This is a genomic window from Bradyrhizobium centrosematis, from assembly GCF_045571495.1.
In the GTDB taxonomy this organism is placed as follows: Bacteria; Pseudomonadota; Alphaproteobacteria; order Rhizobiales; family Xanthobacteraceae; genus Bradyrhizobium; species Bradyrhizobium centrosematis.
The window spans coordinates 7,459,752-7,485,285 of the sequence record NZ_CP120703.1 but is presented as its reverse complement, the minus strand read 5'-3'; the positions used below and the strand labels follow the sequence as shown (position 1 = coordinate 7,485,285).

Genomic DNA, 25,534 nt, shown 5'->3' with positions numbered 1-25,534 from the left:
CGCGCAAATGGCCGGCCGACAGGGCGATAGGCTGCAGCCCGCATGAGCGCAGCGATATCCGGAAATGGGTGTTCCCGCATGTCGCCACGCTCATGCGGGTTACAGAGCCGGCGTTGCCCTAAGGCCCGTACAACACGAGTTCCGTGTCGGTGAGATCGCCAAGCTGCGGCCGGTGCGGACCCCGGAAATATTTGCGACCGCGCCGCTCGGTATAAATACCGAGGAGGCCGGGAATCGGGCCGTTGGCATCGACCGCCACCGCGATCTTGCCGAGCCGCAGCAGCAGCCGGCCGATACGGCCTGCACAGGCGGCGTATTCCGCGGCGCTGCGGCAATAGATCAGCTTCATCGCAGGCGGCGCAATGAAGCCGCGGCGGATGCGCACCGGTTGCAGAATGAAGGGGAATGTTCCCTTCGGCGTGCGGCAAACCAGGCTGAGGCAATTGTAACGCGCATGCCGCGTCAGCAGCTCGGTCTCGGCTTCGGAAAGTCCCTCGATCGTCTTGGCGTGAGGCGGGATGACCTCGATCCGGCTGCCGCGCGGGACGCGTGCCAGTGCGGGAGCCGAGAAGAATATGCCGCGGCAATAGGCGCGAAAGCCCTGGGTCTCGATGATCGGCCAGGTCCACGGCGCCGGACTGATGTTGAAATACGTCACGTCCTTGTGCCGCTGGGCGATCTTGGTCAGCAGCGGAGCGTAGTTGCGGTAGGCCGGATCGACATACCAGCTCGACAAATTGCACTGAATGGCGGTCTCTTCGCCGTCCTTGCGCGCGGTGTAGATCAGCAGCAGCACGCCGACCGGCGTGCCGTCATGGTCGAGCATGTAGCCGAAGCGCGGATAGCCCTCCGGCACGTCGCGGAAAGCCTGCCGGCGCAGGCCCTGGATCCAATAATTGCGCGATCGGCCCACGAAGCCGCGCGTCAGCAAGTCCGCGATCGCTTCAGCGTCGGACTCTGTGATCTCGCGGCATCGGATCTTGGTGTGGATCACGCTCGTCTTGCCCGTGGAAATGACCGGCCTCGTTCCATTAGCGCCAGCCCTCGACATGGGCATCGGCCGGTGCCAGCGGCTGCAGGCCGAGGACGTCACGCACCTTGGCGGGCCAGGCGGAAATGTCGGTACCGTGGGTGTGGAACATGGCGACAGCCAGGCGATCCATGCCGAAGGCGACGCAGCCGGTGTGCGCCGGCTCGCCATTGGCGTCCTGAATGCCCCAGGTCGTGCCGAAATGCTCACGATGATAGTTGAAGCTCATGCAGGCGGTCGGCTGCTCTTCGGAGCGCAGCGGAATCAGGAGCTCGAATTTGAGCTGCTGCTGCTTCTGGCTCACTGCCTTCATCTGGCCGACGCGACCGAAGAACGGATCGCTGGCGTAGTCGACACGGAAGGTGAGGCCGAGGTCGGTCGCGATCTTCTGTGCGCGGACCATCCAGCGCTCGCGGAAATCGGCGACGTCGTCGGGGCTGCCGATACAGACATATTCGCGCATCCGGAACGATTGCAGGCGGTCGAGATGCTTCGACGGCTCGCGGCGGAAGCAATCGGCGGCAACGTCGAAGCGCAGGCCGCCCTTCGGCAAAGGTCCGCGGCTCGCCGCGATCGGATAGACCGGATAGCAGGCGGCAGGCGACAGCACGAGGTCGGCGGGCGACAGCGAGGTGGTCCAGTCGCCGCCGGCATCGAAGCGGCTCACTGCGGCGTTGATCTCGCGTTCGGTCCCGTGCAGGCCGCAAACGCAGCCGAGCAGGTTCGGAAAGCTCTTGAGGTAGCCCGATTTTTCGAGCTGGGCTCGGCTCATCACCGGCGGGAAGCGCATCACCTCAGTGCCTGTCTCGCGATGGCCAGTGATCAGCGCGGCCAGCTTCTCGACCACGCCTTCATAGAGTGCGGTGCGCGCATAGACGCCGTCGGCGCCCATGCGATGGAACAGCTTGTCGGCGAGATGGTCGAGCGGATCAACGATTTGCGGCGCGGTTTCCGGCGAATTGGGGAGGACGGCAATATTCATGGGTCGATGTCCTGCTATCTCGAAATGGTTCTTGTTGGTCTGGTCGGCAAGGCACGCGTCAATCGCGAAGGCTCGACGGCACGCCGCTCATCAACGTCGAGGTCGCCGCGTTGGTCAGAATGCGGTCGTTGTTGATCATGATCGGCGACGACAATACGTCGCGGAGGTGCCGGCCCATGGTGAACTCGCCGTCGTTGCGGTAGCCTGAAAGGCCCGCAGTGCGCATCGCATGCATCACGGTTTCGACCGCGAGTTCGGAGGCCTGCACCTTCAAAAGCGTGATCGAGGATTGGAAGTCGAGCGAGCCGAGCGCGCGCTCGTCATGCTCGGCGCGCGCGAACGCCTCGATGTTGGCGGCGATCAGCGCGCGCAGCTTGGCCAGGGACATCTTGGCTGCGGTGAAATGCGCCGCGGCCGGCGGCATCTGGCCGCCGGACGAGCGCGCCGCCTTGCGGATGAAGGCCTGCGCGCGGGTGACGGCTGCGGCGGCGATGCCGGCCCAGGCCGACGACCAGCACAGATGCGCGAACGGCGTCATGGTCTGGGCATGGATCTTGTCATAGGATTCCGGGAAGACGCGGTCGGCGGGGCAGTCGACCTTCAGCTCGAAGCCGGTCGAGCAGGTGCCGCGCATCCCGAGCGTTTCCCAGCCCAGCGTCCGCTTCAGCGAATAATCGTCCTTGGCGAGTGCCAGCAGCACCTGATCGGAGGCGGCAGCGTCGGTGGCGCGGCGGGCGATGGTGACGAGGCCGTCGGCCTCGGCGCCGTAGGAGATCACGGTAGCGTCGCGGACCAGCGAGATAGTGTCGCCGGCGTGGTCGACGGCAGCGGCGCTGGCGCGGATGTTGCCGCCGTTCTGGCCCTCGGTGGTCGAGGAGGCGAGCAGCCACTGGTCGCGGGCGACCCGGCGCATCATGGTTTCCATCCAGGGGATGCCGTGGCCGTGCCTGATGACGCAGGCCACCTTGGTCTGATGCATCGCGTAGATCATCGCCGTCGAGGCGCAGGCGCGTCCGAGCGTGTAGCAGATGTCAGTGACGTCGTAGATGGAGGCACCGAAGCCGCCGAACTCCACCGGGATCATGACGCCGAGCAGCTTCTGTTCGCGGGCGACCTCGAACGCCTTGTGCGGGAAACGGGCGTCGCGATCGACCTCGTCGGCGTCGGCCGCAGCGGCAGCGGCAGTCCGGGCGGCGCGCTCGATCAGGGAAGGTCCCTGCTCGAGCAAGCTCGTCTGCGTTTCGTCGACAGTGAGGACTGCTTCACGCACGTTCATACTCGTCCGCCTCCGGCTTGCCGTTCGAGATCGCCGGCATCATGAGCGATACCGCTGAAAGCGATCCTCCGGTCATCTTTGCTTGTGAGACGAGGCTACGGATTTAATTCAAATTCGTCGATGAAATAGAGGGTAAACAAAGCCCAATTCCGAATGAACAGTTAAAGGCCGGTTGTTTGCATCCGCCGATTTTCGCACATCGCATTAGGAATCTGGAAGATGCCCGAATTCCAGACAATCTGAGTCATCGTTTACTAAGAAACGGGAAGTATTGCTGCCGCCCATTGCGGGACCGGCGGACCGCGCCCATCCTACCGGCAAGCCGGTCCGGACCTTCGAAGACAGACGGGAATTTGCCGATGCAAGCCTTTGACGACGACGTGCGCAATCGCATCATCATGCTGGTGAAAGGCATCCTCCAGCAGAACTCGCTCAGTGCCGACGTCACGCCGTCGACCAGGCTCGTCGATGCCGGTCTGACCTCGATGGATATGGTCAATCTGATGCTCGGCGTCGAAGCCGAATTCGACTTCACCATTCCGCAGTCGGAGATCACGCCGGAGAACTTCCAGTCCGTCGAGACGCTCGAGCGTATGGTGGTGACCCAGCTGCAGCCGGCGACCGCAGCCTAAACCCAAAACTGCAACTGTCGTCCCTGCGAACGCAGGGACCCATACCGCGGAATCTCTCGACGGCTGATGGTCGCAGTACCAAACGACCAGCCTTCGCCAAACCGCGGCCCGTGGTTGTGGATCCCTGCGAATGCAGGGACGACACCGAGTGTGGGGCTTGTACTCGTCACACCATCGGCATCATCCCGCCACCCCCGTTCCAAAACCGTCCCAAAACTGGCATAGAACCATGTCGCATGGAGCTGACAGGGTGGAGCGGGCATGACGCAGGCGGTATTGGGCATCATCGGCGGCTCGGGCATCTATGACCTGCCAGGTCTTGGGGATGCGCGCGAAGAGGTGATCAAGAGCCCCTGGGGTGAGCCCTCGGCGCCCTTGAGGCGCGGCTCCATCGTCGGCCTGCCCATCGTGTTCCTGCCGCGGCACGACAAGGGCCACCGGCTGTCGCCCTCCGACATCAACTATCGCGCCAATATCGACGTGCTGAAGCGGGCCGGTGTCACCGACCTGATCTCGCTGTCGGCCTGCGGCTCGTTCAGGGAGGAACTGCCGCCAGGCACCTTCGTTCTCGTCGATCAATTCGTTGACCGCACGCACAAGCGCGAGAGCTCTTTCTTCGGGCGGGGCTGCGTCGCGCATGTGTCGATGGCGCATCCCGTCTCGCCGCGGCTGCGCATCCATCTCGCCGCGGCGGCAGAGGCGGAGGGCATCGCCGTGGTGCGCGGCGGAACCTATGTCTGCATGGAGGGTCCGCAATTCTCCACCTATGCGGAGAGCATGACCTACAAGACGCTGGGCTATTCCGTGATCGGCATGACCAACATGCCCGAGGCGAAGCTCGCGCGCGAGGCGGAGATCTGCTACGCGACCGTCGCGATGGTGACCGATTTCGACTGCTGGCATCCGGACCACGACGCCGTCACCGTGCAGGACATCATCCGCGTCTTGACGTCGAACGCCGACAAGGCCAAGGCGCTGGTGGCGCGGCTGGCAAAGGATCTTCCGCGCGAGCACGAGCCGTGCCCGATCGGCTCGGATCGCGCGCTCGACACCGCGCTGATCACGGCGCCCGAAGCGCGGGATCCCGAGCTTCTCAAGAAGCTCGACGCGGTGGCGGGGCGCGTGCTGCGGGCGTGAGGCGCAAGACGAAGTACGAAAAGGCAGAATGCCATGAAGGTCGACGGCAAGCATTTCCGCAGCATCTGGCGCGAACGCGACGGCTGGTCGATCGGCGCGATCGATCAGCGCCGACTGCCGCACGAGTTCGTCGTCGCGAAGCTGACATCGTGTGAAGACGCGGCCGTCGCGATCCGCGACATGCTGGTACGTGGTGCGCCGCTGATCGGCGCCACCGCGGCCTACGGCATGGCGCTCGCCATGCGCGAGGACGCCTCCGACGCCGGCTTGAAGCGTGCCTACGATACGCTCGTCGTCGCTCGGCCGACCGCGATCAATCTCAAGTGGGCGTTGGACGAGATGCGCGCGACGCTCGCGCCGATCGATCCGCTGGAGCGGGCCGAGGCAGCCTACGCGCGCGCCGACGAGATCGTCGAACAGGACGTCGAGATCAACCGCGGCATCGCCGGCAACGGGCTGAAGCTGATCGAGGCGATCGCAGCCAAGAAGCCGGGTGAGACGGTCAATTTGCTGACTCATTGCAACGCCGGCTGGCTCGCCACCGTCGACTGGGGCACGGCGACGGCGCCGATCTATCTTTCGCATGAGCGCGGCATCAAGGTCCACGTCTGGGTCGACGAGACGCGTCCGCGCAATCAGGGCGCCTCGCTCACGGCCTGGGAGCTCGGCCATCACGGTGTGCCGCACACGGTGATCCCCGACAATACCGGCGGGCACCTGATGCAGCACGGCATGGTCGATCTCGCCATCGTCGGCACCGACCGCGTCGCCGCCAATGGCGACGTCTGCAACAAGATCGGCACCTATCTGAAGGCGCTCGCCGCGCACGACAACAACGTGCCGTTCTACGTCGCGCTGCCGTCACCGACGATCGACTTCACCGTCCATGACGGCATCCGCGACATCCCGATCGAGCAGCGCAGCGGCGTGGAGGTCACCGACATGACCGGCCGCACCGCAGACGGCCGGCTGGAGACGGTGCGCATCGTGCCGGAGAATTCGCCGGTCGCGAACTATGCCTTCGACGTGACCCCGGCGCGGCTCGTCACCGGTCTTATCACCGAGCGTGGTGTGCTGAAGCCGGATCGCGCCGCATTGGCGGCGGCGTTTCCGGAGCGGATCGCCGCGGCGGTGAAGTAATCAGTTCGCCAGGCGAGATGTCCCCACGCTGTCATTGCGAGCGTAGCGAAGCAATCCAGAATCCCTCCGCGCAGAGAGCCCGGATTGCTTCGCTGCGCTCGCAATGACGGAGAATGACGCGACAGCTACCCCAGCTTCAGCCCCGTCGCCGTCTCGAGCTCGGCAATCGCTTGCGCGCCGCTCGTCACCTTGATCGTGGTCATGCCCATCTCGCGCGCCGGCTTCAGATTGACGCCGAGATCGTCGAGATAGACGCACTTGGCCGGATCGACCTTCAGCGTCTCGACCATCAGCGCATAGATGCGCGGGTCGGGCTTGCGCAGGCCGATCTTGGCGGATTCGATCACGTGATCGAACAGCACCATCACCTCGGCGATGTAGAGCGAGCGGCCCGTCATGCTGCCGATGGCATTGGCCGGAAGGTTGTTGGTGATGCAGCCGGTCTTGAACTGCGCCTTGATGCGCTTCAAGGCCTCGACCATCTCGGGGCGCAGATCGCCCTGCAGCAGCGGCAGCACGTCGCGGCCGCGCACCTCCGCGCCGAGTGCCAGCGACTCCTCGGCGAACAGGCGATCGAACGTCTCGATATCGACCTCGGCGCGCTCGAATTTGGCCCAGGCATTTTCCAGATGGTTGGCGGCATTGGTGCGCCGGATGATGTCGGCAGGCAGGCCACGCGCCGTCTCGAACCGCGCAAACGCCTCGAACGGTGAGCTCGTCAGCACGCCGCCAAAATCAAAGATAACCGCCTCGATCGTCACGATCCTGTCCTCGTCAATTCCTTTCCAAGAGGGCTAGCATGCGCTATCGGCAAGGGCCAGTCCGAAGCAATCCGCCGCCGTCACTGACCGAAGCGTGTTCCCATGATAAAGCCTGCGACTCTCATCATAGCTGAGCTGCTGCTCGCTGCGCCCGCGCACGCCATCGTCGGCGGCGGCACGCCGCAGGCCGATGGCGTGGCGCGCGCCGTCGTCACCATCGTCGGCTCGCGCGGCAATTTTTGCACCGGCAGCTTGATTGCGCCACGCGTGGTCCTGACGGTCGCGCACTGTGTGCAGCCAGGCGCGGACTACAAGATCGTCGATCGTGGCGCCGACGGTGCCCCGCAATTGCTGAACGTGCGCACTGTCGCGATCCATCCGAACTTCAACATGCAGGCGATGCAGGCGCACCGCGCCACCGCCGACGTGGCATTGCTGCAACTGGAAATTCCACTCAAGGGAAAATCCACGGTGGCCGTCGGCATGCCGCAGATTCCAATCCAGGTCGGCAGCCGCTTCGTTATCGCCGGCATCGGCGTCACGGTACGCGGTGACGGTAAGAGCGGCGGCGCGACGCGTGTCGCCGCGCTCGTCGCCACGGGCCAGCCCGGCACCCTCCAAATCCGGCTGGTTGATCCCGTAACCAACGGTGTTCGCGATGGAATTGGCGCCTGCACGGGCGATTCCGGTGGTCCCGTGCTGGAGGACAAGCCGAATGGTCCCATCCTTGTCGGCCTCATCAGCTGGTCCACCGGACCGAACGGCGCAGCCGGCTGCGGTGGATTGACCGGCGTCACACCGCTCACGCTCTATCGCGACTGGATCTTGCAGACCGCGCGGAGCTGGGGTGCGGGCCTGTGATTTGACCTCGATTTGATCTATGTCATTTTGAAGCGGAAGCGCGATGGGCGACCATGCCCGTCGCGGAGGAAACGCGTCGTCCGGACAAGGGCGGCCACAAAAACAAGCAAGGTATAGAAGCAACAATGAATGTCGCTGTTCGCAGTCACGCCACGGCCAAGCAGGTTTCGGAACATTTCGACGTGCTGATCGTCGGTGCCGGCATCTCCGGCATCGGTAGCGCCTATCACATCCAGAAGCAGCTTCCGGGCACGAGCTACGTCATCCTGGAGACGCAGGAAACGTTCGGCGGCACCTGGAGTACACATCGCTATCCCGGCATTCGCTCCGACAGCGATCTCCATACCTTTGGCTACAGCTTCAAGCCGTGGGTCGGCCCGCCGATTGCGACCGCCGAAGAGATCCTCTCCTATATGAAAGAGGTGATCGACGACAACGATATCGCGCGGCATATCCGCTACAAGCACAAGATCAATTCCGCAAGCTGGTCGAGCGAGCAGAACCTCTGGACCATCGAGGCGGCGACGACCGACACTGGAGAGCCCAGGACCTTCACCGCGAATTTCCTCTGGATGTGCCAGGGCTATTACCGCCATTCGGAAGGCTACACGCCGGAATGGAAGGGCATGGATCGCTTCAAGGGCCGCATCGTCCATCCCCAGACCTGGCCGGACGATATCGAACTCACCAACAAGAAGGTCGTCGTGATCGGCTCGGGCGCCACCGCGGCAACGCTGGTGCCGAACATCGCGGACAAATGCGCGCATGTCACCATGCTGCAGCGCTCGCCGACCTATTTCCGGCTCGGCCGCAATGCCATCGAGATCGCCGAGGAGCTGCGCCGGCTGCAGGTCGATGAAGCCTGGATCCATGAGATCGTGCGGCGCAAGATCCTGTTCGAGCAGGACGCCTTCACGAAACTCTGCGTCTCCAAGCCCGAGCAGGTGAAGAAGGAGCTGATCGGCCAGATCAGCGCGGTGCTCGGCCCCGATTACGACGTCGAGACCCACTTCACGCCGAAATACCGGCCGTGGCGGCAGCGCATTGCCTTCGTGCCCGATGCCGATCTGTTCAAGGGGATTGCCAGCGGCAAGGCCTCGGTCGTCACCGACGAGATCGAATGCTTCGTCGAGAATGGCATCCAGCTCAAGTCGGGCAAGGTGCTCGAGGCCGACATCATCATCACTGCGACCGGCTTCAATCTCGCTGCGCTCGGTGACATCGCCTTCGAGATCGACGGCAAGCCGCTCGCCTTCGGCGATACCGTCACCTACCGTGGCATGATGTTCACGGGCGTGCCGAACCTGGTCTGGGTGTTCGGCTATTTCCGCGCCAGCTGGACGCTGCGCGTCGACCTCGTCGCCGATTTCGTCTGCCGGCTGCTCGGCCACATGAAAGCGAAAAGCGCCAGGAAGGTCGAGGTGAAGCTGCGACCTGAAGACCACAACATGCCGATCCTGCCCTGGATCGATCCGGAAAACTTCAATCCCGGCTACATGATGCGCAACATGGACCTGTTGCCCAAGCGCGGCGACAAGCCGGAATGGCAGCACAGCCAGGATTACTGGACCGAGAAGGACGAGATCCCGAAGACGGATCTGGATGACAAGGCGTTTGTGTACAGTTGAGTCGAGCCGCTGCGACGAACTCGCCATGCCCGGGCTTGTCCCGGGCATCCACGCCTTTGGTCACGACAAGAAGGTGCGTCGATGGCCGGGACAGGCCCGGCCATGACGCCCGAGCAAGTTGTTGGATATCACGCCACTCACGAATTCCGCCGCGTCGCATTGGCGGCAATCGCCGCTGCGGCGGTGCGGTTCTCGACGCCGAGCTTGGCATAGATCTGCTCAAGATGCTTGTCGACCGTGCGCGGGCTGAGGCCCAGGATTTGCGCGATGTCGCGGTTGGTCTTGCCCTTGCTGAGCCAGGCCAGCACCTCGCCTTCGCGGGTGGTGAGGCCGAGCTCGCTGGTGAATTCCGGCGGCAGCGCGGTGCCGGACTCCCGGGAGAGCCGCAGCAGAAACTCGTTCGGCGCCGTTTCGCCCATGTAATAGAGCCGCAGCTGCGGGTTGTCGGGCAGCGAGGTCGCCTGAGACTTCGAGCTGCCCCTGGCCTTGGCCTGCTCCAGCCATTGCAGCAATGACGGCGACAGCACGAAGTCCTCGGCCTGCGTGCCCTGATGGTCGGACATCAACTTTTGCGCCTGCGGCGTCGCCCACAGCACGTTGCCCTGGCCGTTGACCGCAAACAGGAAACGGCCGGAGACGTCGAGCGCGGCGCGCGCGCTCTGTGTCAGCCGGGCATTGCCGAGATGGACGCGGATGCGCGCCAGCATCTCCTCGATCACGATCGGCTTGGTCACGTAATCGACGCCGCCTGCCTCGAGCCCGCGCACGATATGCTCGGTTTCGGCGAGCCCGGTCATGAAGATGACCGGGACATTGGCAAGATCCGCATCGCGCTTGAGACGGCGGCAGGTCTCGAAACCGTCGATGCCGGGCATCACGGCATCCAGCAGCACGATGTCGGGCGTGATCTGGTCGATGATGCGCATCGCGGCGGCGCCGTCGAGCGCCACCATGACTGTCATCCCAGCGCCGTCGAGCGCGTCGGTCAGCAGCCGCAGCGTCTCCGGAGAATCATCGACAACGAGCGCGACGTCGCGCTTCTTCGACTCAATGTTCATGCGCATGCAACGTCTTCAATGTGGCCATGTACTGGTCGATATCGAAGCGGTCGACCAGCGACCGCATCTGCGCGACGAAGTCGGCATGCTCCGGATGCTCGCTGCCGATCTCGTCCAGCTTCAACTGGATACCCTTGACATAGCCGATCTGGCCGAGCCCGATCAGCGCCTCGATGTGCCGCGCCGGCGGCCTCGATCCGCTTTCGGGACGCCAGAACGACACCCGGACCTCGTCCGGGCCGTATTGCCATTCGATCCTGAGAAGCTGGCGGATCGTCTCCAGCAGCCGCGGGATGTCGATCGGCTTCATCAGGTAGCCGTCGTGGAAAGGTTGTGCCAGCGGCGTGCCGTGCGCTTCCAGCGCGCTCGCCGACACCATCAGGATGCGCGCCTGGTGGTGGCCGCTCGCGCGCAAGGCTTCCGCCACGGCCCAGCCGTCCATGGCGGGCATCGAGATGTCGAGCAGGAACAGATCGGGCCGGCAGTGCTGCGCCAGCGCAAGGCAGCCGGGCCCGTCGGGGGCGCTGAGCAGGATGAAGCCGAGCGGCGTCAGCACCTCGCGCAGCAGGTCGCGATGCACGGGATCGTCATCGGTGATGAGGATGGTCTTGCGCGCGCCGTGATAGCCGGAGACCGGCGCCTCCACCGGCGCGATGCGCTGCGGATTGGTGACCTCCGAGAGCAGGATCTTGACCTTGAACGTCGAGCCGGTGCCGACCGTGCTCGTGACCTTGATATCGCCACCCATCACGCCGGCGAGCAGGCGACTGATGGTGAGGCCGAGCCCGGTGCCGGTCTGCGGCTGTGAGGCGCCGAGCGCACCCCGCTCGAACGGTGCGAAGATGCGCTCCAGATCGTCGGCCTGGATGCCGGGGCCGGTGTCGATCACCTCGAACTCGGCGACCGGGCTGCGATAGTGCACGACGAACTGCACGCTGCCGGACTGGGTGAACTTGATGGCGTTCGAGAGCAGGTTGATCAGCACCTGGCGCAGCCGCTTCTCGTCGGCATAGACCACGCGCGGCAGATGTGCCGGCCGCCGGAATACGAAGTCGATGCCCTTGGCCGCGGCTTGGAGGCGGAACATGCCGACCAGCTGGTCGAGAAATTCGCTCAAGCGCACCTCGTCGCGCGACAGATACAGCCGCCCCGCCTCGATCTTGGAGATGTCGAGGATGCCGTCGATCAGGCCGGAGAGGTGGTCGGCGCTGCGGCGCACGACGCGAACCTGATCGCGCGGCTTGGCGCTGAGCGTCGTGTCCTGCTCCAGAAGCTGGGCATAGCCGCTGATCGCGTTCAGCGGCGAGCGCAGCTCGTGGCTCAGGCCGACCACATAGCGGCTCTTGGCGAGGTTGGCGGATTCGGCGACTTCCTTGGCACGCTGGAGCTCGGCGTCGGTGCGCTTGTGGGCATCGATTTCCTGGATCAGCAGCGCGGTCTGCCGCCGCGTCTCGGCTTCGGCCGCGCGCCGGCTCTGCTGCGCCAGCACGAACAGCCAGGCGACCACGCCGATGATGATGCTGAGCGAGAAGAACACCTTCCACAGCACGTCGGACACGAGCTCGTTGTCGCCGTGCACGCTCGCCGACGTCTGCAGGTAGATCAGTCCCAGCACCAGGGCGATCAGGCCGGCGGAGACCACGAACACGCCGATATAATGGCCGACCTGCGAGTTGATCCGGGCGTAGATCGGCTGCGGCATCAGCTTGCCGAGCGTCTCCGACACCTGCGCCTGGAATCTCGCGTGCGGCTTGCAGAGGTCGTGGCAGCGGGCATCCAGCGAACAGCACAAGGAGCAGATCGGGCCGGCGTAAGCGGGACAGGAGGCCATGTCCTCCGGCTCGAACGAGTGCTCGCAGATGCAGCACTGGATCGCCTCGATGTTCTGCCAGCTCCGCTTCGGCTTGCGCGCGATGTAGTACTTGCCGTCCGTGGCCCAGGCGATCAACGGCGCGGCGATGAAGGCCATCGCGAGCGCGATGAAGGCCGACAGCGCCTTCGCAGTGGGCCCAAACAGGCCGTAGAAGGCGCTGATCGAGACGATGGTCGCGATCGTCATCGCGCCCACGCCGACCGGATTGACATCGTAGAGATGCGCGCGCTTGAACTCGATCTGCTGGGGCCGCAGTCCCAGCGGCTTGTTGACGACGAGGTCTGCGACCAGCGCGCCGACCCAGGCGATCGCGACGTTGGAATAGAGCGCCAGCGTCTGCTCCAGGGCCTTGTAGACGCCGATCTCCATCAAGAGCAGCGCCACAATGACGTTGAAGACCAGCCAGACCACCCGGCCGGGATGGCTGTGGGTCAGGCGCGAAAAGAAGTTCGACCAGGCGATCGAGCCGGCATAGGCGTTGGTGACGTTGATCTTGACCTGCGACAGGATCACGAACGTGCCAGTCAAGGCCAGCGCGAGGTCGGGCTGCGACAGCACATAGCGGAAGGCTTCGAGATACATGTGCGCCGGCTCGGCGGCCTCCTCGGGCGGCACACCGTGGCTGAGCGCGAAGAAGGCGAGAAACGAGCCGGCCAGAAGCTTCAGCGCGCCCAGCACGATCCAGCCCGGCCCCGCGCTCATCAGCGCCATCCACCAGGAAGCCCTGGAGGCGCGGCGGTCGCGCGGCAGGAACCGCAGGAAGTCGACCTGCTCGCCGATCTGCGCCACCAGCGAAAACACCACCGAGGCCGCAACGCCGAACAGCAGGAGATCGAAATGCCCGTTGAGATCGCCATGCTCGCCGGAGAACTTGTGCCACTCCGCAAAGGAGTGCGGGTTGTGCCAGGCGATCGCGGCGAACGGAATGATGTGAAGGATCACCCACAGGGGCTGCGTCCACAATTGAAAGCGGCTGATCAGCGTGATGCCGTAGGCCACCAGCGGGATGATGACGACAGCGCTGATGAGATAGCCGACTGGCCGCGGAATCCCGAAGCACATCTCGAGCGCCGAGGCGAGGATCACGGCCTCGATCGCGAAGAAGATGAAGGTGAAGGAGGCGTAGATCAGCGAGGTGACGGTCGAGCCGATGTAACCGAAGCCGGCACCCCGCGTCAGCAGGTCGATGTCGATGCCGCATTTGGCGGCATAATAGGCGATCGGCACCCCGCAGGCGAAGATGATGATGGAGACCACGAGGATGGCGGCGATTGCGTTGGTGACGCCATAGTTCAGCGTGATCGTCCCGCCGATCGCCTCCATCGCCAGGAACGAGATCGCGCCCAGCGCCGTGTTGGCGACCCGGGCGGCGGACCAGCGGCGCGCGCCCTTGGCGGTGAAACGCAGCGCGTAGTCCTCCAGCGTCTGGTTGGCGACCCACTGGTTGTACTGGCGCCTGACGCGGTCGATTCGCTGCCGCCCTGCCACTCACCCAACTCCCGATACGGACCCGGATCCCTCGCAAATTCCGTACCAAAAGCCTACGTCGGCATTTTGCGGTGCAGTATACGCGATCTTGCGTATGCTTCCGCTGCACAAATCCGAGCCATCCTCACGACGCCAATCGCGTGTTCTCGAACAAAAGTGGGGTGCTCATGTCGGACGAAGAAAACAAGGGCTTGTTGTCGCCGCTTCGGCGCAAACTATTGATGGGAATGGCCGCCGTGCCGGCCATCACCATGCTGCCGCGAGGGTCTTTTGCGCAGGCCCCGGCGACCTCCGCGGTCAACACCACGGGTCTTGCGGTCACCGATACCGAGGTGACGGTCGGTATCCTGCACTCGGCGACCGGCACCATGGCAATCTCCGAAACTGGCTCGATCCAGGCCGAAAAGCTCGCCATCGAGCAGATCAATGCCGCCGGCGGCGTGCTCGGGCGCAAGATCAAGTTCATCCAGGAGGACGGTGCCAGCGATTGGCCGACCTTTGCGGAAAAGGCCAAGAAGCTCCTGGTCAACGACAAGGTCGCGGCGATCATGGGCTGCTGGACCTCGGCCTCGCGCAAGGCGGTGCTGCCGGTCGTCGAGCAGTATAACGGCATGCTCTACTACCCGACCTTCTATGAAGGCCTAGAGCAGTCCAAGAACGTCATCTACACCGGGCAGGAAGCGACACAGCAGATTCTCGCGGGCCTGAACTGGATCGCCAAGGAGAAGGGCGCGAAGTCGTTCTTCTTCATCGGCTCCGACTACATCTGGCCGCGCACCTCCAACAAGATCGCGCGCAAGCATGTCGAGAATGTGCTGAAGGGCAAGGTCGTCGGCGAGGAGTACTACGCGCTCGGCTCGACGCAGTTCAACTCGGTCATCAACAAGATCAAACTGACCAAGCCCGACGTCATCTTCACCGACGTCGTCGGCGGTTCCAACGTCGCGTTCTACAAGCAGCTCAAGGCCGCCGGCGTCGACCTCGCCAAGCAGCCGCTGCTTACGATCTCGGTGACCGAAGACGAGATCGACGGTATCGGGGGCGAGAACATCGCGGGCGCCTATGCCTGCATGAAGTACTTCCAGTCGCTCGACAATGCCAACAACAAGGCCTTCGTGTCGGCGTTCAAGAAGATGTGGGGCGAGAAGACGGTGATCGGAGACGTCACCCAGGCTGCCTATCTCGGCCCGTGGCTGTGGAAGCTGACGGTCGAGAAGGCCGGCTCCTTCGACGTCGACAAGATCGCGGCGTCGTCGCCGGGCGTCGAGTTCAAGGGCGCGCCGGAAGGCTATGTGCGCATCCATGAGAACCATCACCTCTGGTCGAAGACCCGCGTCGGCCGCGCCAAGCTCGATGGCCAGTTCGAGCTGATCTACGAGACCGCCGATCTCGTCGAGCCGGATCCGTTCCCCAAAGGCTACCAGTAAGAAGCCGTCGCGACGCCCGTCGCGCTTTCCCTCAAGGCAAAACCGCTCCCTGGCGTGGATCGCAAGTCCATGCCCAAGACCCCGCGTCGCGACTCTGCATCGCGACGCGGGACCCTATTCCCCCGACGGAGGACATCAATGTTCGGCGACTACTCGCTTGGTGATCTCGGCTCCATTTTCGTCATGCAGGGCTTTGCAGGACTGATCCTGTTCTCGGTCTACGTGCTGATGGCGCTCGGACTTGCCATCATCTTCGGCCAGATGGGCGTCATCAACATGGCCCATGGCGAGTTCATGATCCTCGGGGCCTACGTCACCTGGATGACCTCCAATCTCTTCCAGGCCTATTTGCCGAGCCTGTTCAGCGGCTACTTCTTCCTCGCCATGATATTGGCCTTCCTCGCCTCCGGTGCGCTGGGCATGCTGGTGGAATGGGTGCTGATCCGGCACCTCTATAAGCGCCCGCTCGATACGCTGCTCGCGACCTGGGGTCTCAGCCTGATGCTGCAGCAGGCCTATCGCTCTGTTTTCGGAGCGCGCGAGGTCGGCGTCGAGCTGCCGCAATGGATGCTGGGCTCGCTCCGCGTCACCGACAGTATCGAGGTGCCGATCAACGGCGTGTTCGTGATGTGCCTCACCGTGCTGATCACAATTGCCGTCGCCTATGTTCTCTACATGTCGCGCTGGGGCCGCCAGGTCCGCGCGGTCGTGCAGAACCGCATCATGGCCGGCGCCGTCGGCATCAACACCGAGAAGGTCGACCGCTACACGTTCGGCCTCGGTTGCGGCATCGCCGGCGTCGCCGGCAGCGCCTTCACCATGATCGGCTCGACCGGGCCGACCTCCGGACAGCTCTACATCGTGGATACGTTCCTGGTCGTGGTGTTCGGCGGCGCCGCCAGCCTGCTCGGCACGATCGCCTCCGCGTTCTCGATCTCGCAGACACAATCGACGCTCGAATTCTTCATGTCGGGCTCGATGGCCAAGGTGCTCACGCTGCTCGCCGTCGTCGGCATCCTGATGCTGCGGCCGCAGGGTCTGTTCGCCCTCAAGGTCCGCAAATAACGAGAAGCAGGCAAGTCATGATCATCAATTCACGCTTCTTCAATCGATCCGAACTGATGGGCTTCATTGCGCTCGCGGCCGTGCTGTTCGTGATCCTGCCGCTGACGCTCGACGTGTTCCGCCTCAATCTGGTCGCGAAATATCTGACCTACGCCTTTGTCGCGATTGGCCTCGTGCTGTGCTGGGGCTATGGCGGCATCCTGAGTCTGGGGCAGGGCGTGTTCTTCGGCCTCGGCGGTTATTGCATGGCGATGTTCCTCAAGCTCGAAGCCTCCAGCGTCGAGAACACCAAGATCCAGTCGACGCCCGGCATCCCCGATTTCATGGACTGGAATCAGATCACGGCACTGCCGTTCTTCTGGCAGCCGTTTCACAGCCTCACCTTCACCATCCTCGCCATCATCCTGGTTCCTGGCATCTTCGCCCTGATCATCGGCACCGCGATGTTCAAGCGCCGCGTCGGCGGCACCTATTTCGCCATCATCACCCAGGCGGTCGCCGCCATCCTCACCATCCTGATTGTCGGCCAGCAGGGCTATACCGGCGGCATCAACGGCATGACCGACCTGCGCACGCTCAAGGGCTGGGACATCCGGCCCGACCACGCCAAGATCATCCTGTACTTCGTCGAGGTGGTGCTGCTGTTCGCCTGCATCGGCATCGCGCAGTTCATCCGCCTGACCAAGCTTGGCCGCATCCTGGTGGCAATGCGCGAGCAGGAGGACCGCGTCCGCTTCTCCGGTTACAGCGTCGCCAACTTCAAGATCTTCGCCTTCTGCATGGCCGCGATCTTCGCCGCGATCGGCGGCGCCATGTTCGCGCTCAATGTCGGTTTCATGTCGCCGTCCTTCGTCGGCATCGTGCCGTCGATCGAGATGGTGATCTACACCGCGGTCGGTGGGCGGATGTCGATCTTCGGCGCGATCTGGGGCGCCATCCTGGTGAATTTCGCCAAGACCAGCCTGTCCGAATCCTTCCCGCAGCTCTGGCTGTTCGGTCTCGGCGCGCTGTTCATCGCGGTCGTGCTGGCCTTCCCGAACGGCTTGTCGGGGCTCTGGGCCGATTACGTGCAGCCGCGCATCGATCGGCTGTTCGCCTCGCGCAAGGCGAAAGCCGGGTGGAATGACAATTCGGTCGCCGACGGCGCGCCGGCAGAGTGAGGGGAGATCATGCTTATTGGACACCAGCCCAAGGACTTCCTGCTCGCTGTCTCAGGCCTCACCGTCTCGTTCGACGGGTTCAAGGCGGTCAACGACCTCTCCTTCTACGTCGAGGAGAACGAAATTCGCGTCATCATCGGTCCCAACGGTGCCGGCAAGACCACGGTGCTCGACCTGATCTGCGGCAAGACCAAGGCGACCTCCGGCTCGATCCAGTTTCGTGGCAAGGAGCTCACGAAGATGAAGGAGAACGAGATCGTGCAGACCGGCGTCGGGCGCAAATTCCAGACCCCGTCGGTGTTCGAGGATCTCACCGTGTTCGAGAACCTCGAGATCTCGTTTCCGCGCGGCCGCACCGTGTTCGGCTCGCTGACCTTTCAGCGCGACCAGCTGGTGAGGGACCGGGTTGAGGAGGTGGCGGAGATGATCTTCCTCAAGGACAAGCTCAACACCTATGCCGACGAACTCAGCCACGGTCAGAAGCAGTGGCTCGAGATCGGCATGCTGCTGATCCAGGATCCCGACCTCCTGATGCTGGATGAGCCGGTCGCCGGCATGAGCGTATCCGAGCGCGCCAAGACGGCGGAGTTGCTCAACCGCATCATCAAGAACCGTTCGGTGCTGGTGATCGAGCACGACATGAAGTTCGTCGAGGACATCGCGCACAAGGTCACCGTGCTGCACCAGGGCCAGATCCTCTCGGAGGGGACGATGGAGAAGGTGAAGAACGATCCCAAGGTCGTCGAAGTCTATCTGGGGCATTGACATGGCGAATAAGGAGCAAGCACGCGCGGCGTACTCCGTCCACCTCTCCCATAGGGAGAGGTCGAATTGCGCAGCAATTCGGGTGAGGGGGTTCGCTCCCTCGAGGAACTTGCGCCCCCTCACCCGCGCCTTCGGCGCGACCTCTCCCCGGTGGGGAGAGGTGAACAAACACCGAGCCTAGGAGGCGATCATGCTGGCAATTTCCGATCTCCACGTCGCCTACGGCCAGAGCGAGGTGCTGCACGGGCTCAACGTCAAGGTCGCGCCGAACGAGATCGTGGCGATCATGGGCCGCAACGGCATGGGCAAGACCACGCTGATGAAGTCGCTGATGGGCATCCTGCCAGCGAAAAGCGGCTCGGTGACCATGGACGGTGCAGAGCTCGGCGGTCTCAAGAGCTACGAGCGCGTCGCCAAGGGTCTCGCCTACGTGCCGCAGGGCCGCATGATCTTCTCGACCATGACCGTGAAGGAGAACATCGAGACCGGGCTCGTGGTTGCAGGCGAATCCGAGGTGCCTGGCGACATCTACGAATTGTTTCCGGTGCTGCTGGAGATGAAGGGCCGCCGCGGCGGCAATCTGTCCGGGGGCCAGCAGCAGCAGCTCGCCATCGCCCGCGCGCTCGCCACCAAGCCGAAGGTCTTGCTGCTGGACGAACCGACGGAAGGCATTCAGCCCTCCATCATCAAGGAGATGGCGCGCACCCTCAAGCGTATCCGCGACGAGAAGGGGCTCTCGATCGTCGTCTCCGAACAGGTCCTGAGCTTCGCGCTCGACATCGCCGACCGCGTGCTGGTGATCGAGAACGGCGAGATCGTGCGCGACGATCCGCGCGACGCCGTCGATGCCGCGCAGGTTTCGAAATATCTGTCCGTCTAACCAACCGTGTAAAAGGGGAGCATCTCGATGCCAGAGACACTGATCAAGGTCGATCTCACCAAGTCGGCCTATGAAAATGACATGGTGCACAACCGCTGGCACCCCGACATCCCGATCGTGGCCTGGGTCAATCCCGGCGACGATTTCATCATCGAGACCTATGACTGGACCGGCGGCTTCATCAAGAACAACGATTCCGCCGATGACGTGCGCGACATCGATCTGTCGATCGTGCACTTCCTGTCCGGCCCGATCGGCGTCAAGGGCGCCGAGCCCGGCGATCTCCTCGTCGTCGACCTGCTCGACGTCGGCCCGCTCAAGGAGAGCCTGTGGGGCTTCAACGGGTTCTTCTCCAAGCAGAACGGCGGCGGCTTTCTCACCGACCATTTCCCGCTCGCGCAGAAGTCGATCTGGGACATCAAGGGTCTCTACACGTCGTCGCGTCACGTGCCCGGCGTGAACTTCGCCGGTCTCATCCATCCCGGCCTGATCGGCTGTCTGCCCGATCCGAAGATGCTGGAGACCTGGAATAAGCGCGAAGCCGAGCTGATCTCGACCAATCCGACCCGCGTGCCCGGCCTTGCCAACCCGCCGTTCGCAGCGACGGCGCATGGCGGCCGCGCCAAGGGCGACGTCAAAGCCAAGATCGGTGCCGAAGGCGCGCGCACCGTGCCGCCGCGCGAGCATGGCGGCAATTGCGACATCAAGGATCTCTCGCGCGGCTCGAAGATCTACTTCCCGGTCTATGTGCCCGGCGCGGGTCTCTCGATGGGCGACCTGCACTTCAGCCAGGGCGACGGCGAGATCACCTTCTGCGGCGCCATCGAGATGGCCGGCTGGCTGCATCTGAAGGTGGAAGTGATCAAGGACGGCATGTCAAAATACGGCATCAAGAATCCGATCTTCAAGCCGTCGCCGATCACGCCGAACTACAAGGACTATCTGATCTTCGAAGGCATCTCGGTGGATGAAGCCGGCAAGCAGCACTATCTCGACGTCCACATCGCCTATCGCCAGGCCTGCCTCAACGCCATCGAGTATCTCAAGAAGTTCGGTTACTCCGGCGCCCAGGCCTATTCGATCCTCGGCACCGCGCCGTGCCAGGGCCACATCTCCGGCGTGGTCGACGTGCCCAACGCCTGCGCCACCCTATGGCTGCCGACCGAGATCTTCGATTTCGACGTGATGCCGTCGGCGGCAGGTCCCATCAAGCACATCACCGGCGACATCCAGATGCCGATCTCGCCGGACAAGTGATCCCTGCGCGAGTGGATGCGGGACGGCCGGCATTTCTGGCCGCCCCGCATCCGCCGCGAGGTGTGTTGAACAGGCAAGAGCGTTGGGGATGATGTAAATGCCGGTCTACGAATATCTCTGTGACGATTGCGGTCCCTTCAAGGACCTGCGCCCGATGGCGGAATGCGACGATCCGCAAAACTGCCCGCACTGCGAGACGCTGGCGCCGCGGGTGATCCTGACTGCACCGAATTTCTTCTGCATGCCGGCGGACAAGCGCAAGGCGCACGCCGTCAACGAACGCAGCAGCCACGCGCCGCAGACGCTGGCGCAATACAAGGCCTCGCACGGCCCGGGCTGCGGTTGCTGTTCCTCCGGCAAGACGGTGAAGGACAAGAGCTCGACCGACAGGAAGAGGCCGACGCGGTTGATGACCAAGACCAGGAGCGGCGCCAAGGGTTTCCCGACTGCGCGGCCCTGGATGATCAGCCACTAACGCCACACGCCACCATCAGACACACAACGGACAGGAGCGCTCAACATGCTTCACGGTGATATCTCCAGCAGCAACGACACCGTCGGGGTCGCGGTGGTCAATTACAAGATGCCTCGCCTGCACACCAAGGCCGAGGTGCTCGACAACGCCCGCAAGATCGCCGACATGATCGTCGGCATGAAGGTCGGCCTGCCCGGCATGGACCTCGTGATCTTCCCGGAATATTCCACGCAAGGCATCATGTACGACTCCAAGGAGATGTACGAGACGGCCTCCGTCGTGCCGGGCGAGGAGACCGCGATCTTCGCCGAGGCCTGCCGCAAGGCCAAGGTGTGGGGCGTGTTCTCGCTCACCGGCGAACGCCACGAGGAGCATCCGCACAAGGCGCCCTACAACACCCTGATCCTGATGAACGACAAGGGCGAGATCGTGCAGAAATATCGCAAGATCATGCCCTGGGTGCCGATCGAGGGCTGGTATCCCGGCAACTGCACCTATGTCTCGGAGGGTCCGAAGGGCCTCAAGGTCAGTCTGATCATCTGCGATGACGGCAATTATCCGGAGATCTGGCGCGACTGCGCCATGAAGGGGGCCGAGCTGATCGTACGCTGCCAGGGCTACATGTACCCGGCCAAGGAGCAGCAGGTCATGATCTCGAAGGCCATGGCCTGGGCCAACAACGTCTATGTGGCCGTCGCCAATGCCGCCGGCTTTGACGGCGTCTATTCCTATTTCGGCCACTCCGCGATCATCGGCTTCGATGGCCGCACCCTCGGCGAATGCGGCGAGGAGGATTACGGCATCCAGTATGCGCAGCTCTCGAAGCATCTGATCCGGGATGCGCGCCGCAACGCCCAGTCACAGAACCATCTCTACAAGCTGGTCCATCGCGGCTACACCGGCATGATCAATTCCGGCGACAGCCCGCGCGGTGTCGCGGCGTGCCCGTATGATTTCTACAGGAACTGGATCAAAGACCCCGAAGGGACGCGGGACATGGTCGAGGCGATGACCCGCTCGACACCGGGGACCGAGGAATGCCCGATCGACGGCATTCCGAACGGGACGGCGGCCAGCAACTACTGAGTTGTCTGCGGCGCCGCGTCCCGGCTGTTATCCTCGCCTGGAGGACAGGGCTATCGCATATGGCATGCTCGATGTGGCGGTATTGGCGCTGGGCTCCCTCTCCGGCTTGCGGGGGAGGGCTGGGGTGGGGGTGTCTCCGCGTCGGGATTAGGGATTGAGGAGGATGTCCCTGCGTGGCGAGAGCCCTCACGCGCCGCGCTCTGCGAGCGCGTCGGCCTCTCCCGCAAGCGGGAGAGGCCGAGCAAGCCCGCGGTCCTCGCGAAATCCATATGCGATTGGCCTGTCCTCCGGGGACGGGTAAGCGCTACCGTTTCTGGTCGGGCCTGCGCGGCGGGTGTGGAGCGACAGTGGCTGCCGGTGTCCCGCTCATCTTGTTGGCGGTCTCGCTGACGTCGAGCAGCGAGCGCCGAATGTCCTCGATGTAGCTCGCGGACTTTTTCTTCATCATGTCCGCGAGCTCGTGCAGCCCCTGCACCTTCTCGAACAGCTCGTCGGCCTTGCCGTCGACGAAGCCGGGTACCACGCCCTCGATCTTCGTGACCGCCTTGTCGAAGCCCGCGAAGGCGCTGTCGACCTTGGCCATGACAGAATCGATCTCGCTACCCTTACTCCGGAGATCGGCGGTGTAATCTTCGAACGTGCGCAGGCCGTCCTTGATGGCCGGCGCGTTGCTGACGATCGTGCGGTCGACGCTGTGCAGGGTCTCGATGATGGATTCGGCGTCGCTGAGATCGGCGGTCAATACGGGGATGCCGTCCGAGTCCAGCGGCACCGGGGGCGCTGTGGGAGCACCTCCGATCAGCGAGATCGCGGCAACGCCGGTGAGGCCCTGGAACTCGATGCCCGCCACGGTGTCCTTGCGGATCGGTGCGGTGTTGTCGAGCATCACCAGCGCCACGATCCTGCGCGGACTGTCCAGCTTGATCGACAGGATCTGGCCGGCGGGTACGCCATCGAAATTGACCGGACCGCCGCGGCGCAGGCCGCTGGCCGAGCCGCCCTCGAACACCACGCGCAACTGGCTGCGGCTCTGGATGGTGCGCCATTTTTGCACGCCGAGCAGGCCGCCGAACGCCACGGCGATCACCGCCAGCGTCACCGTGCCAATTACAAGATTGCTCGCGCGTGCCATGCAGGGAAGGTTTTACGGCCAAAGCGGCGAAGTTGGAAGGAGCCCTGATGGAGCTTCGATCGCAATATTAGGGTGGGCGGGTTAACGGCTCCTCCGCCGTAGGACTTGGCGGATTGCGCGGAGCCTGTCGTCGGGCCGCGCCTGGCGCGGACCCGGTGGCCAATCCGCCCGCGCGACATCAATGTCCGGCCGCTCGCTTTGCCGCAGCATTGTTCAGCACGATCAGGGCATCGACGGCGACACCAGTCCTGGCATTGATCAGGAACGGGTTGATGTCGATCGAGGCGATCCGGTCGCCGGCATCCGCGATCAGATTGGACAGACCGACCAGCGCCTTCACTGCGGATGCTTCGTGCAGGGCCGGCCTGCCCCGATAGCCGCGCATCTTGATTCCGGCCTTGGTGCGGCCGATCAGGAGCCGCGCCTCGGCCTCGTCCAGCGGCGCGCCGGCGAGCGCGACGTCCTTCATCAACTCGATGTCGATGCCGCCGGTGCCGAACAGCACGACCGGCCCCATCTCGGCGTCGAGCGAGGCGCCGACCACGAGCTCGAGATCGGCCTTGACCTGTTGCGCGATCAGGATGCCGTCGAGCTTCGGCTTGCCTTTCAACTTGCCCACCCGCGCAGTGATATCGGCGAAAGCCTTCTTCACCTCAGCGGCGCTATTCAGGTTCAGCACCACGCCGCCGATGTCGGACTTGTGCAGGATTTCGGCGCTGACGACCTTCGCCACCACCGGAAAACCGATCTGCCTGGCAATCTTCACCGCCTCAGCTGCCGTCCGCGCGATCGCCTCCTTCGAGATCGGGATGCCATAGGCCTTCAACAGCTTCTTCGAGGCGACCTCGTCGAGCGCGGCGCCGTTCGCAGACTTCAGTGCCTTTTCCAGCACGGCGCGCGCGGCCGGCTTCGAGCTCGAGACGATGTCGGGCACTTCCTTGCGCAGCTTGGCGTAGGCGAGCAGCGACTTGATCGCGGTCACCGCCCGGTCCATGCCCTGCATGACCGCAAGATGCGGCAGCGACTTGCGCAAGGACTTGGTGAATTCGGTGAAGCCGATCGACATCGCGCTGATATAGATCACGGGCTTTGCGGCCTTGCTGGCCATCTCGTTGACGATGCGCAGGTTGCGCTCGCGCAGCTCGTGCGGCGCCTTCGGTAGTTCGGCATCGATGATGACGATGTCGATATCGGGGTCGTCGATCATCAGCTTGATCGACTTCATGTAGACGGTGGGATCGACCACCGCGGCAAAGCCGGCGTCGAGCGGATTGCCGACGATCGAGCCCGGTCCGAGCATCTTCGCCAGTTCCGAGCTGACATGCGGGCTCAACGGCGCGAAATTCAGGCCTTCTGCGTAGAAGGCGTCGATCAGCATGCCGCGCTTGCCGCCCGAGAGCGTGACCGCGGCGAGCCGGTCGCCCTTGGGCACGGCGGCGTGGACGAAGCATTCGGTGGTCTCGATCAGCTCGTCGAGGCCGCCGACCCGGATGACGCCCTCGCGCGTCGCGATCGCGTCGAACGTTTCGATCGAGCCCGCGAGCGCGCCGGTGTGCGCCATCGCCGCGGCGCGGCCGCCCTCGGATGCGCCGAGCTTGAGTGCGATCACGGGCTTGCTGGCGGCGCGCGCGGCCTTGCAGGCATCGCGGAACGCCTTGGTGTTGCGGACGCCTTCGAGATAGACGACGATCACCTTGATGCTCGGATCCTCGGCGAAATAGCGCATCAGGTCCGGCGTCTCGAGTCCGGCCTCGTTGCCGGTCGTCACCATGTAGCCGACGCCGACGCCACGGTCCTCCAGCGCCTGGCGGATCGCCATGACGATGGCACCGGACTGCCCGGCGATCGCCACCGCGCCCTGTTCCATGGTCACGACGCGGTCGTCGATATTAGTGAAGAGCTTTTCGCCGGCACTTAAGTTGCCGAGGCAGTTCGGCCCCGTGACCGCAAGCCCTGTCTCGCGCACGGCCGCCTGCAATTCGGCGGCGAGCCTTTGGCTTTCCTCATCCTGCAGCTCGCTGAAGCCCGAGGTGACGATGGTGGCCGACCGTGCGCCCGCCGCTGCGGCGTCGCGGATCACCTGCACCGCAAAGCGCGCGGGCACCAGCACCAGAACGTGATCGGGTTTCTCCGGGAGGCTCGCAAAGTCCTTGTAGCAGGGGACGCCCCAGATGACCTCGCGCTTGGCGTTGATCGGATAAAGACCGCCCTCGAAACCGTACTTGACGAGATTGTTCCAGATGCGCTCGGCATAGTTGCCCGGCTTGTCGGTTGCGCCCACCAGCACGATGTTGTGCGGGTGCAGCATGGCGTGGATACGCTTGACGATGTCGCTGGCATCGCGCGGCGGAGACCATGGACGGGACGCGGACGCAGCAGACACATGGGCTTCCATGGCGTGACCTCACCTGTTGTTCTTAT

21 protein-coding genes are annotated in these 25,534 nt (G+C 63.9%); 13 read left to right on the top strand and 8 right to left on the bottom strand.

From position 1 onward, the window contains the following. Positions 1 to 118: 118 nt before the first annotated feature. The 3 genes from P6U31_RS35260 to P6U31_RS35250 are packed head-to-tail and all read right to left on the bottom strand — an operon-like array spanning position 119 to position 3,288. On the bottom strand, positions 119 to 994 hold the full coding sequence (locus P6U31_RS35260) for an acyl-CoA acyltransferase (protein ID WP_407186194.1): 876 nt from the start codon (positions 992 to 994) through the stop codon (positions 119 to 121). 37 nt (positions 995 to 1,031) lie between these two features. Then, positions 1,032 to 2,012: an amino acid--[acyl-carrier-protein] ligase gene (locus tag P6U31_RS35255; protein WP_407186193.1), complete on the bottom strand. Its 981-nt coding sequence runs from the start codon at positions 2,010 to 2,012 to the stop codon at positions 1,032 to 1,034. 58 nt (positions 2,013 to 2,070) lie between these two features. Continuing rightward, positions 2,071 to 3,288: an acyl-CoA dehydrogenase family protein gene (locus tag P6U31_RS35250; RefSeq protein WP_407186192.1), complete on the bottom strand. Its 1,218-nt coding sequence runs from the start codon at positions 3,286 to 3,288 to the stop codon at positions 2,071 to 2,073. A 359-nt stretch (positions 3,289 to 3,647) separates the two neighbouring features. Here P6U31_RS35250 and P6U31_RS35245 point away from each other — a divergent pair, with 359 nt between their 5' ends. The 3 genes from P6U31_RS35245 (at position 3,648) to mtnA (ending at position 6,197) form a co-directional block, all read left to right on the top strand. Then, on the top strand, positions 3,648 to 3,920 hold the full coding sequence (locus P6U31_RS35245; RefSeq protein WP_407186191.1) for a phosphopantetheine-binding protein: 273 nt from the start codon (positions 3,648 to 3,650) through the stop codon (positions 3,918 to 3,920). A 261-nt stretch (positions 3,921 to 4,181) separates the two neighbouring features. Next, a complete protein-coding gene (locus tag P6U31_RS35240; RefSeq protein WP_407186190.1) occupies positions 4,182 to 5,057 on the top strand; it encodes an S-methyl-5'-thioadenosine phosphorylase in 876 nt (291 codons plus the stop codon). Positions 5,058 to 5,090: 33 nt separating this feature from the next. After that, positions 5,091 to 6,197, top strand: coding sequence for an S-methyl-5-thioribose-1-phosphate isomerase (gene mtnA / locus P6U31_RS35235; RefSeq protein WP_407186189.1), 1,107 nt, complete (start codon positions 5,091 to 5,093; stop codon positions 6,195 to 6,197). A 125-nt stretch (positions 6,198 to 6,322) separates the two neighbouring features. On the opposite strand, the gene P6U31_RS35230 is transcribed toward mtnA, so the two are convergent. Further along, positions 6,323 to 6,958 (bottom strand): HAD-IA family hydrolase, encoded by a 636-nt coding sequence (locus P6U31_RS35230; RefSeq protein ID WP_407186188.1) that lies wholly within the window; start codon positions 6,956 to 6,958, stop codon positions 6,323 to 6,325. Positions 6,959 to 7,060: 102 nt separating this feature from the next. Between P6U31_RS35230 and P6U31_RS35225 the strand changes: the two genes are divergently transcribed. Beyond that, entirely contained in the window at positions 7,061 to 7,819 is a 759-nt protein-coding gene (locus P6U31_RS35225) for a S1 family peptidase (RefSeq protein ID WP_407186187.1), read from the top strand. A 125-nt stretch (positions 7,820 to 7,944) separates the two neighbouring features. Further along, positions 7,945 to 9,447, top strand: a complete 1,503-nt coding sequence (locus tag P6U31_RS35220) for a flavin-containing monooxygenase (protein ID WP_407186186.1) — start codon at positions 7,945 to 7,947, stop codon at positions 9,445 to 9,447. 137 nt (positions 9,448 to 9,584) lie between these two features. Here the strand turns inward: P6U31_RS35220 and P6U31_RS35215 are convergent, their stop codons facing one another. Then, positions 9,585 to 10,511, bottom strand: a complete 927-nt coding sequence (locus tag P6U31_RS35215; RefSeq protein ID WP_407186185.1) for a response regulator — start codon at positions 10,509 to 10,511, stop codon at positions 9,585 to 9,587. Continuing rightward, the gene (locus tag P6U31_RS35210; RefSeq protein ID WP_407186184.1) at positions 10,495 to 13,866 is read right to left on the bottom strand and encodes an ATP-binding protein; all 3,372 of its coding nucleotides are present in this window, start codon (positions 13,864 to 13,866) and stop codon (positions 10,495 to 10,497) included. The genes P6U31_RS35215 and P6U31_RS35210 overlap by 17 nt, the downstream gene beginning before the upstream one ends. 167 nt (positions 13,867 to 14,033) lie before the next feature. On the opposite strand from P6U31_RS35210, the gene urtA reads away from it, so the two are divergent. The 8 genes from urtA to P6U31_RS35170 all read left to right on the top strand — a co-directional run bounded on the left by urtA (position 14,034) and on the right by P6U31_RS35170 (position 21,981). Further along, positions 14,034 to 15,293 (top strand): urea ABC transporter substrate-binding protein, encoded by a 1,260-nt coding sequence (gene urtA, locus P6U31_RS35205; RefSeq protein ID WP_407186183.1) that lies wholly within the window; start codon positions 14,034 to 14,036, stop codon positions 15,291 to 15,293. A gap of 138 nt (positions 15,294 to 15,431) precedes the next feature. Then, the gene (gene urtB / locus P6U31_RS35200; protein WP_407186182.1) at positions 15,432 to 16,358 is read left to right on the top strand and encodes an urea ABC transporter permease subunit UrtB; all 927 of its coding nucleotides are present in this window, start codon (positions 15,432 to 15,434) and stop codon (positions 16,356 to 16,358) included. A gap of 17 nt (positions 16,359 to 16,375) precedes the next feature. Continuing rightward, positions 16,376 to 17,518 carry an urea ABC transporter permease subunit UrtC gene (gene urtC, locus P6U31_RS35195; protein WP_407186181.1) on the top strand — a complete coding sequence of 381 codons (1,143 nt, stop codon included), beginning with the start codon at positions 16,376 to 16,378 and terminating at the stop codon, positions 17,516 to 17,518. A gap of 9 nt (positions 17,519 to 17,527) precedes the next feature. After that, positions 17,528 to 18,283 carry an urea ABC transporter ATP-binding protein UrtD gene (urtD, locus tag P6U31_RS35190; protein WP_407186180.1) on the top strand — a complete coding sequence of 252 codons (756 nt, stop codon included), beginning with the start codon at positions 17,528 to 17,530 and terminating at the stop codon, positions 18,281 to 18,283. 190 nt (positions 18,284 to 18,473) lie between these two features. Next, positions 18,474 to 19,163 (top strand): urea ABC transporter ATP-binding subunit UrtE, encoded by a 690-nt coding sequence (gene urtE, locus P6U31_RS35185; RefSeq protein ID WP_407186179.1) that lies wholly within the window; start codon positions 18,474 to 18,476, stop codon positions 19,161 to 19,163. Positions 19,164 to 19,190: 27 nt separating this feature from the next. Further along, positions 19,191 to 20,420, top strand: a complete 1,230-nt coding sequence (fmdA, locus tag P6U31_RS35180) for a formamidase (protein WP_024336981.1) — start codon at positions 19,191 to 19,193, stop codon at positions 20,418 to 20,420. Between the two features lie 97 nt (positions 20,421 to 20,517). Then, positions 20,518 to 20,895 (top strand): FmdB family zinc ribbon protein, encoded by a 378-nt coding sequence (locus P6U31_RS35175; RefSeq protein ID WP_407186178.1) that lies wholly within the window; start codon positions 20,518 to 20,520, stop codon positions 20,893 to 20,895. 45 nt (positions 20,896 to 20,940) lie between these two features. Continuing rightward, entirely contained in the window at positions 20,941 to 21,981 is a 1,041-nt protein-coding gene (locus P6U31_RS35170; protein WP_407186177.1) for an aliphatic amidase, read from the top strand. Positions 21,982 to 22,285: 304 nt separating this feature from the next. Here the strand turns inward: P6U31_RS35170 and P6U31_RS35165 are convergent, their stop codons facing one another. After that, a complete protein-coding gene (locus P6U31_RS35165) occupies positions 22,286 to 23,113 on the bottom strand; it encodes an MlaD family protein (protein WP_407186176.1) in 828 nt (275 codons plus the stop codon). A gap of 178 nt (positions 23,114 to 23,291) precedes the next feature. Then, complete coding sequence (locus P6U31_RS35160; protein ID WP_407186175.1) at positions 23,292 to 25,508, bottom strand: acetate--CoA ligase family protein; 2,217 nt, start codon at positions 25,506 to 25,508, stop codon at positions 23,292 to 23,294. Between the last annotated feature and the right edge of the window lie 26 nt (positions 25,509 to 25,534).

Coding starts and splice junctions, on each gene's coding strand:
- P6U31_RS35255 (WP_407186193.1), bottom strand. CDS start 2,012: ATGAATATTGCCGTCCTCCCCAATTCGCCGGAAACCGCGCCGCAAATC.
- P6U31_RS35250 (WP_407186192.1), bottom strand. CDS start 3,288: ATGAACGTGCGTGAAGCAGTCCTCACTGTCGACGAAACGCAGACGAGC.
- P6U31_RS35245 (WP_407186191.1), top strand. CDS start 3,648: ATGCAAGCCTTTGACGACGACGTGCGCAATCGCATCATCATGCTGGTG.
- P6U31_RS35240 (WP_407186190.1), top strand. CDS start 4,182: ATGACGCAGGCGGTATTGGGCATCATCGGCGGCTCGGGCATCTATGAC.
- mtnA (WP_407186189.1), top strand. CDS start 5,091: ATGAAGGTCGACGGCAAGCATTTCCGCAGCATCTGGCGCGAACGCGAC.
- P6U31_RS35225 (WP_407186187.1), top strand. CDS start 7,061: ATGATAAAGCCTGCGACTCTCATCATAGCTGAGCTGCTGCTCGCTGCG.
- P6U31_RS35220 (WP_407186186.1), top strand. CDS start 7,945: ATGAATGTCGCTGTTCGCAGTCACGCCACGGCCAAGCAGGTTTCGGAA.
- P6U31_RS35215 (WP_407186185.1), bottom strand. CDS start 10,511: ATGCGCATGAACATTGAGTCGAAGAAGCGCGACGTCGCGCTCGTTGTC.
- urtA (WP_407186183.1), top strand. CDS start 14,034: ATGTCGGACGAAGAAAACAAGGGCTTGTTGTCGCCGCTTCGGCGCAAA.
- urtB (WP_407186182.1), top strand. CDS start 15,432: ATGTTCGGCGACTACTCGCTTGGTGATCTCGGCTCCATTTTCGTCATG.
- urtC (WP_407186181.1), top strand. CDS start 16,376: ATGATCATCAATTCACGCTTCTTCAATCGATCCGAACTGATGGGCTTC.
- urtD (WP_407186180.1), top strand. CDS start 17,528: ATGCTTATTGGACACCAGCCCAAGGACTTCCTGCTCGCTGTCTCAGGC.
- urtE (WP_407186179.1), top strand. CDS start 18,474: ATGCTGGCAATTTCCGATCTCCACGTCGCCTACGGCCAGAGCGAGGTG.
- fmdA (WP_024336981.1), top strand. CDS start 19,191: ATGCCAGAGACACTGATCAAGGTCGATCTCACCAAGTCGGCCTATGAA.
- P6U31_RS35175 (WP_407186178.1), top strand. CDS start 20,518: ATGCCGGTCTACGAATATCTCTGTGACGATTGCGGTCCCTTCAAGGAC.
- P6U31_RS35170 (WP_407186177.1), top strand. CDS start 20,941: ATGCTTCACGGTGATATCTCCAGCAGCAACGACACCGTCGGGGTCGCG.
- P6U31_RS35165 (WP_407186176.1), bottom strand. CDS start 23,113: ATGGCACGCGCGAGCAATCTTGTAATTGGCACGGTGACGCTGGCGGTG.
- P6U31_RS35160 (WP_407186175.1), bottom strand. CDS start 25,508: ATGGAAGCCCATGTGTCTGCTGCGTCCGCGTCCCGTCCATGGTCTCCG.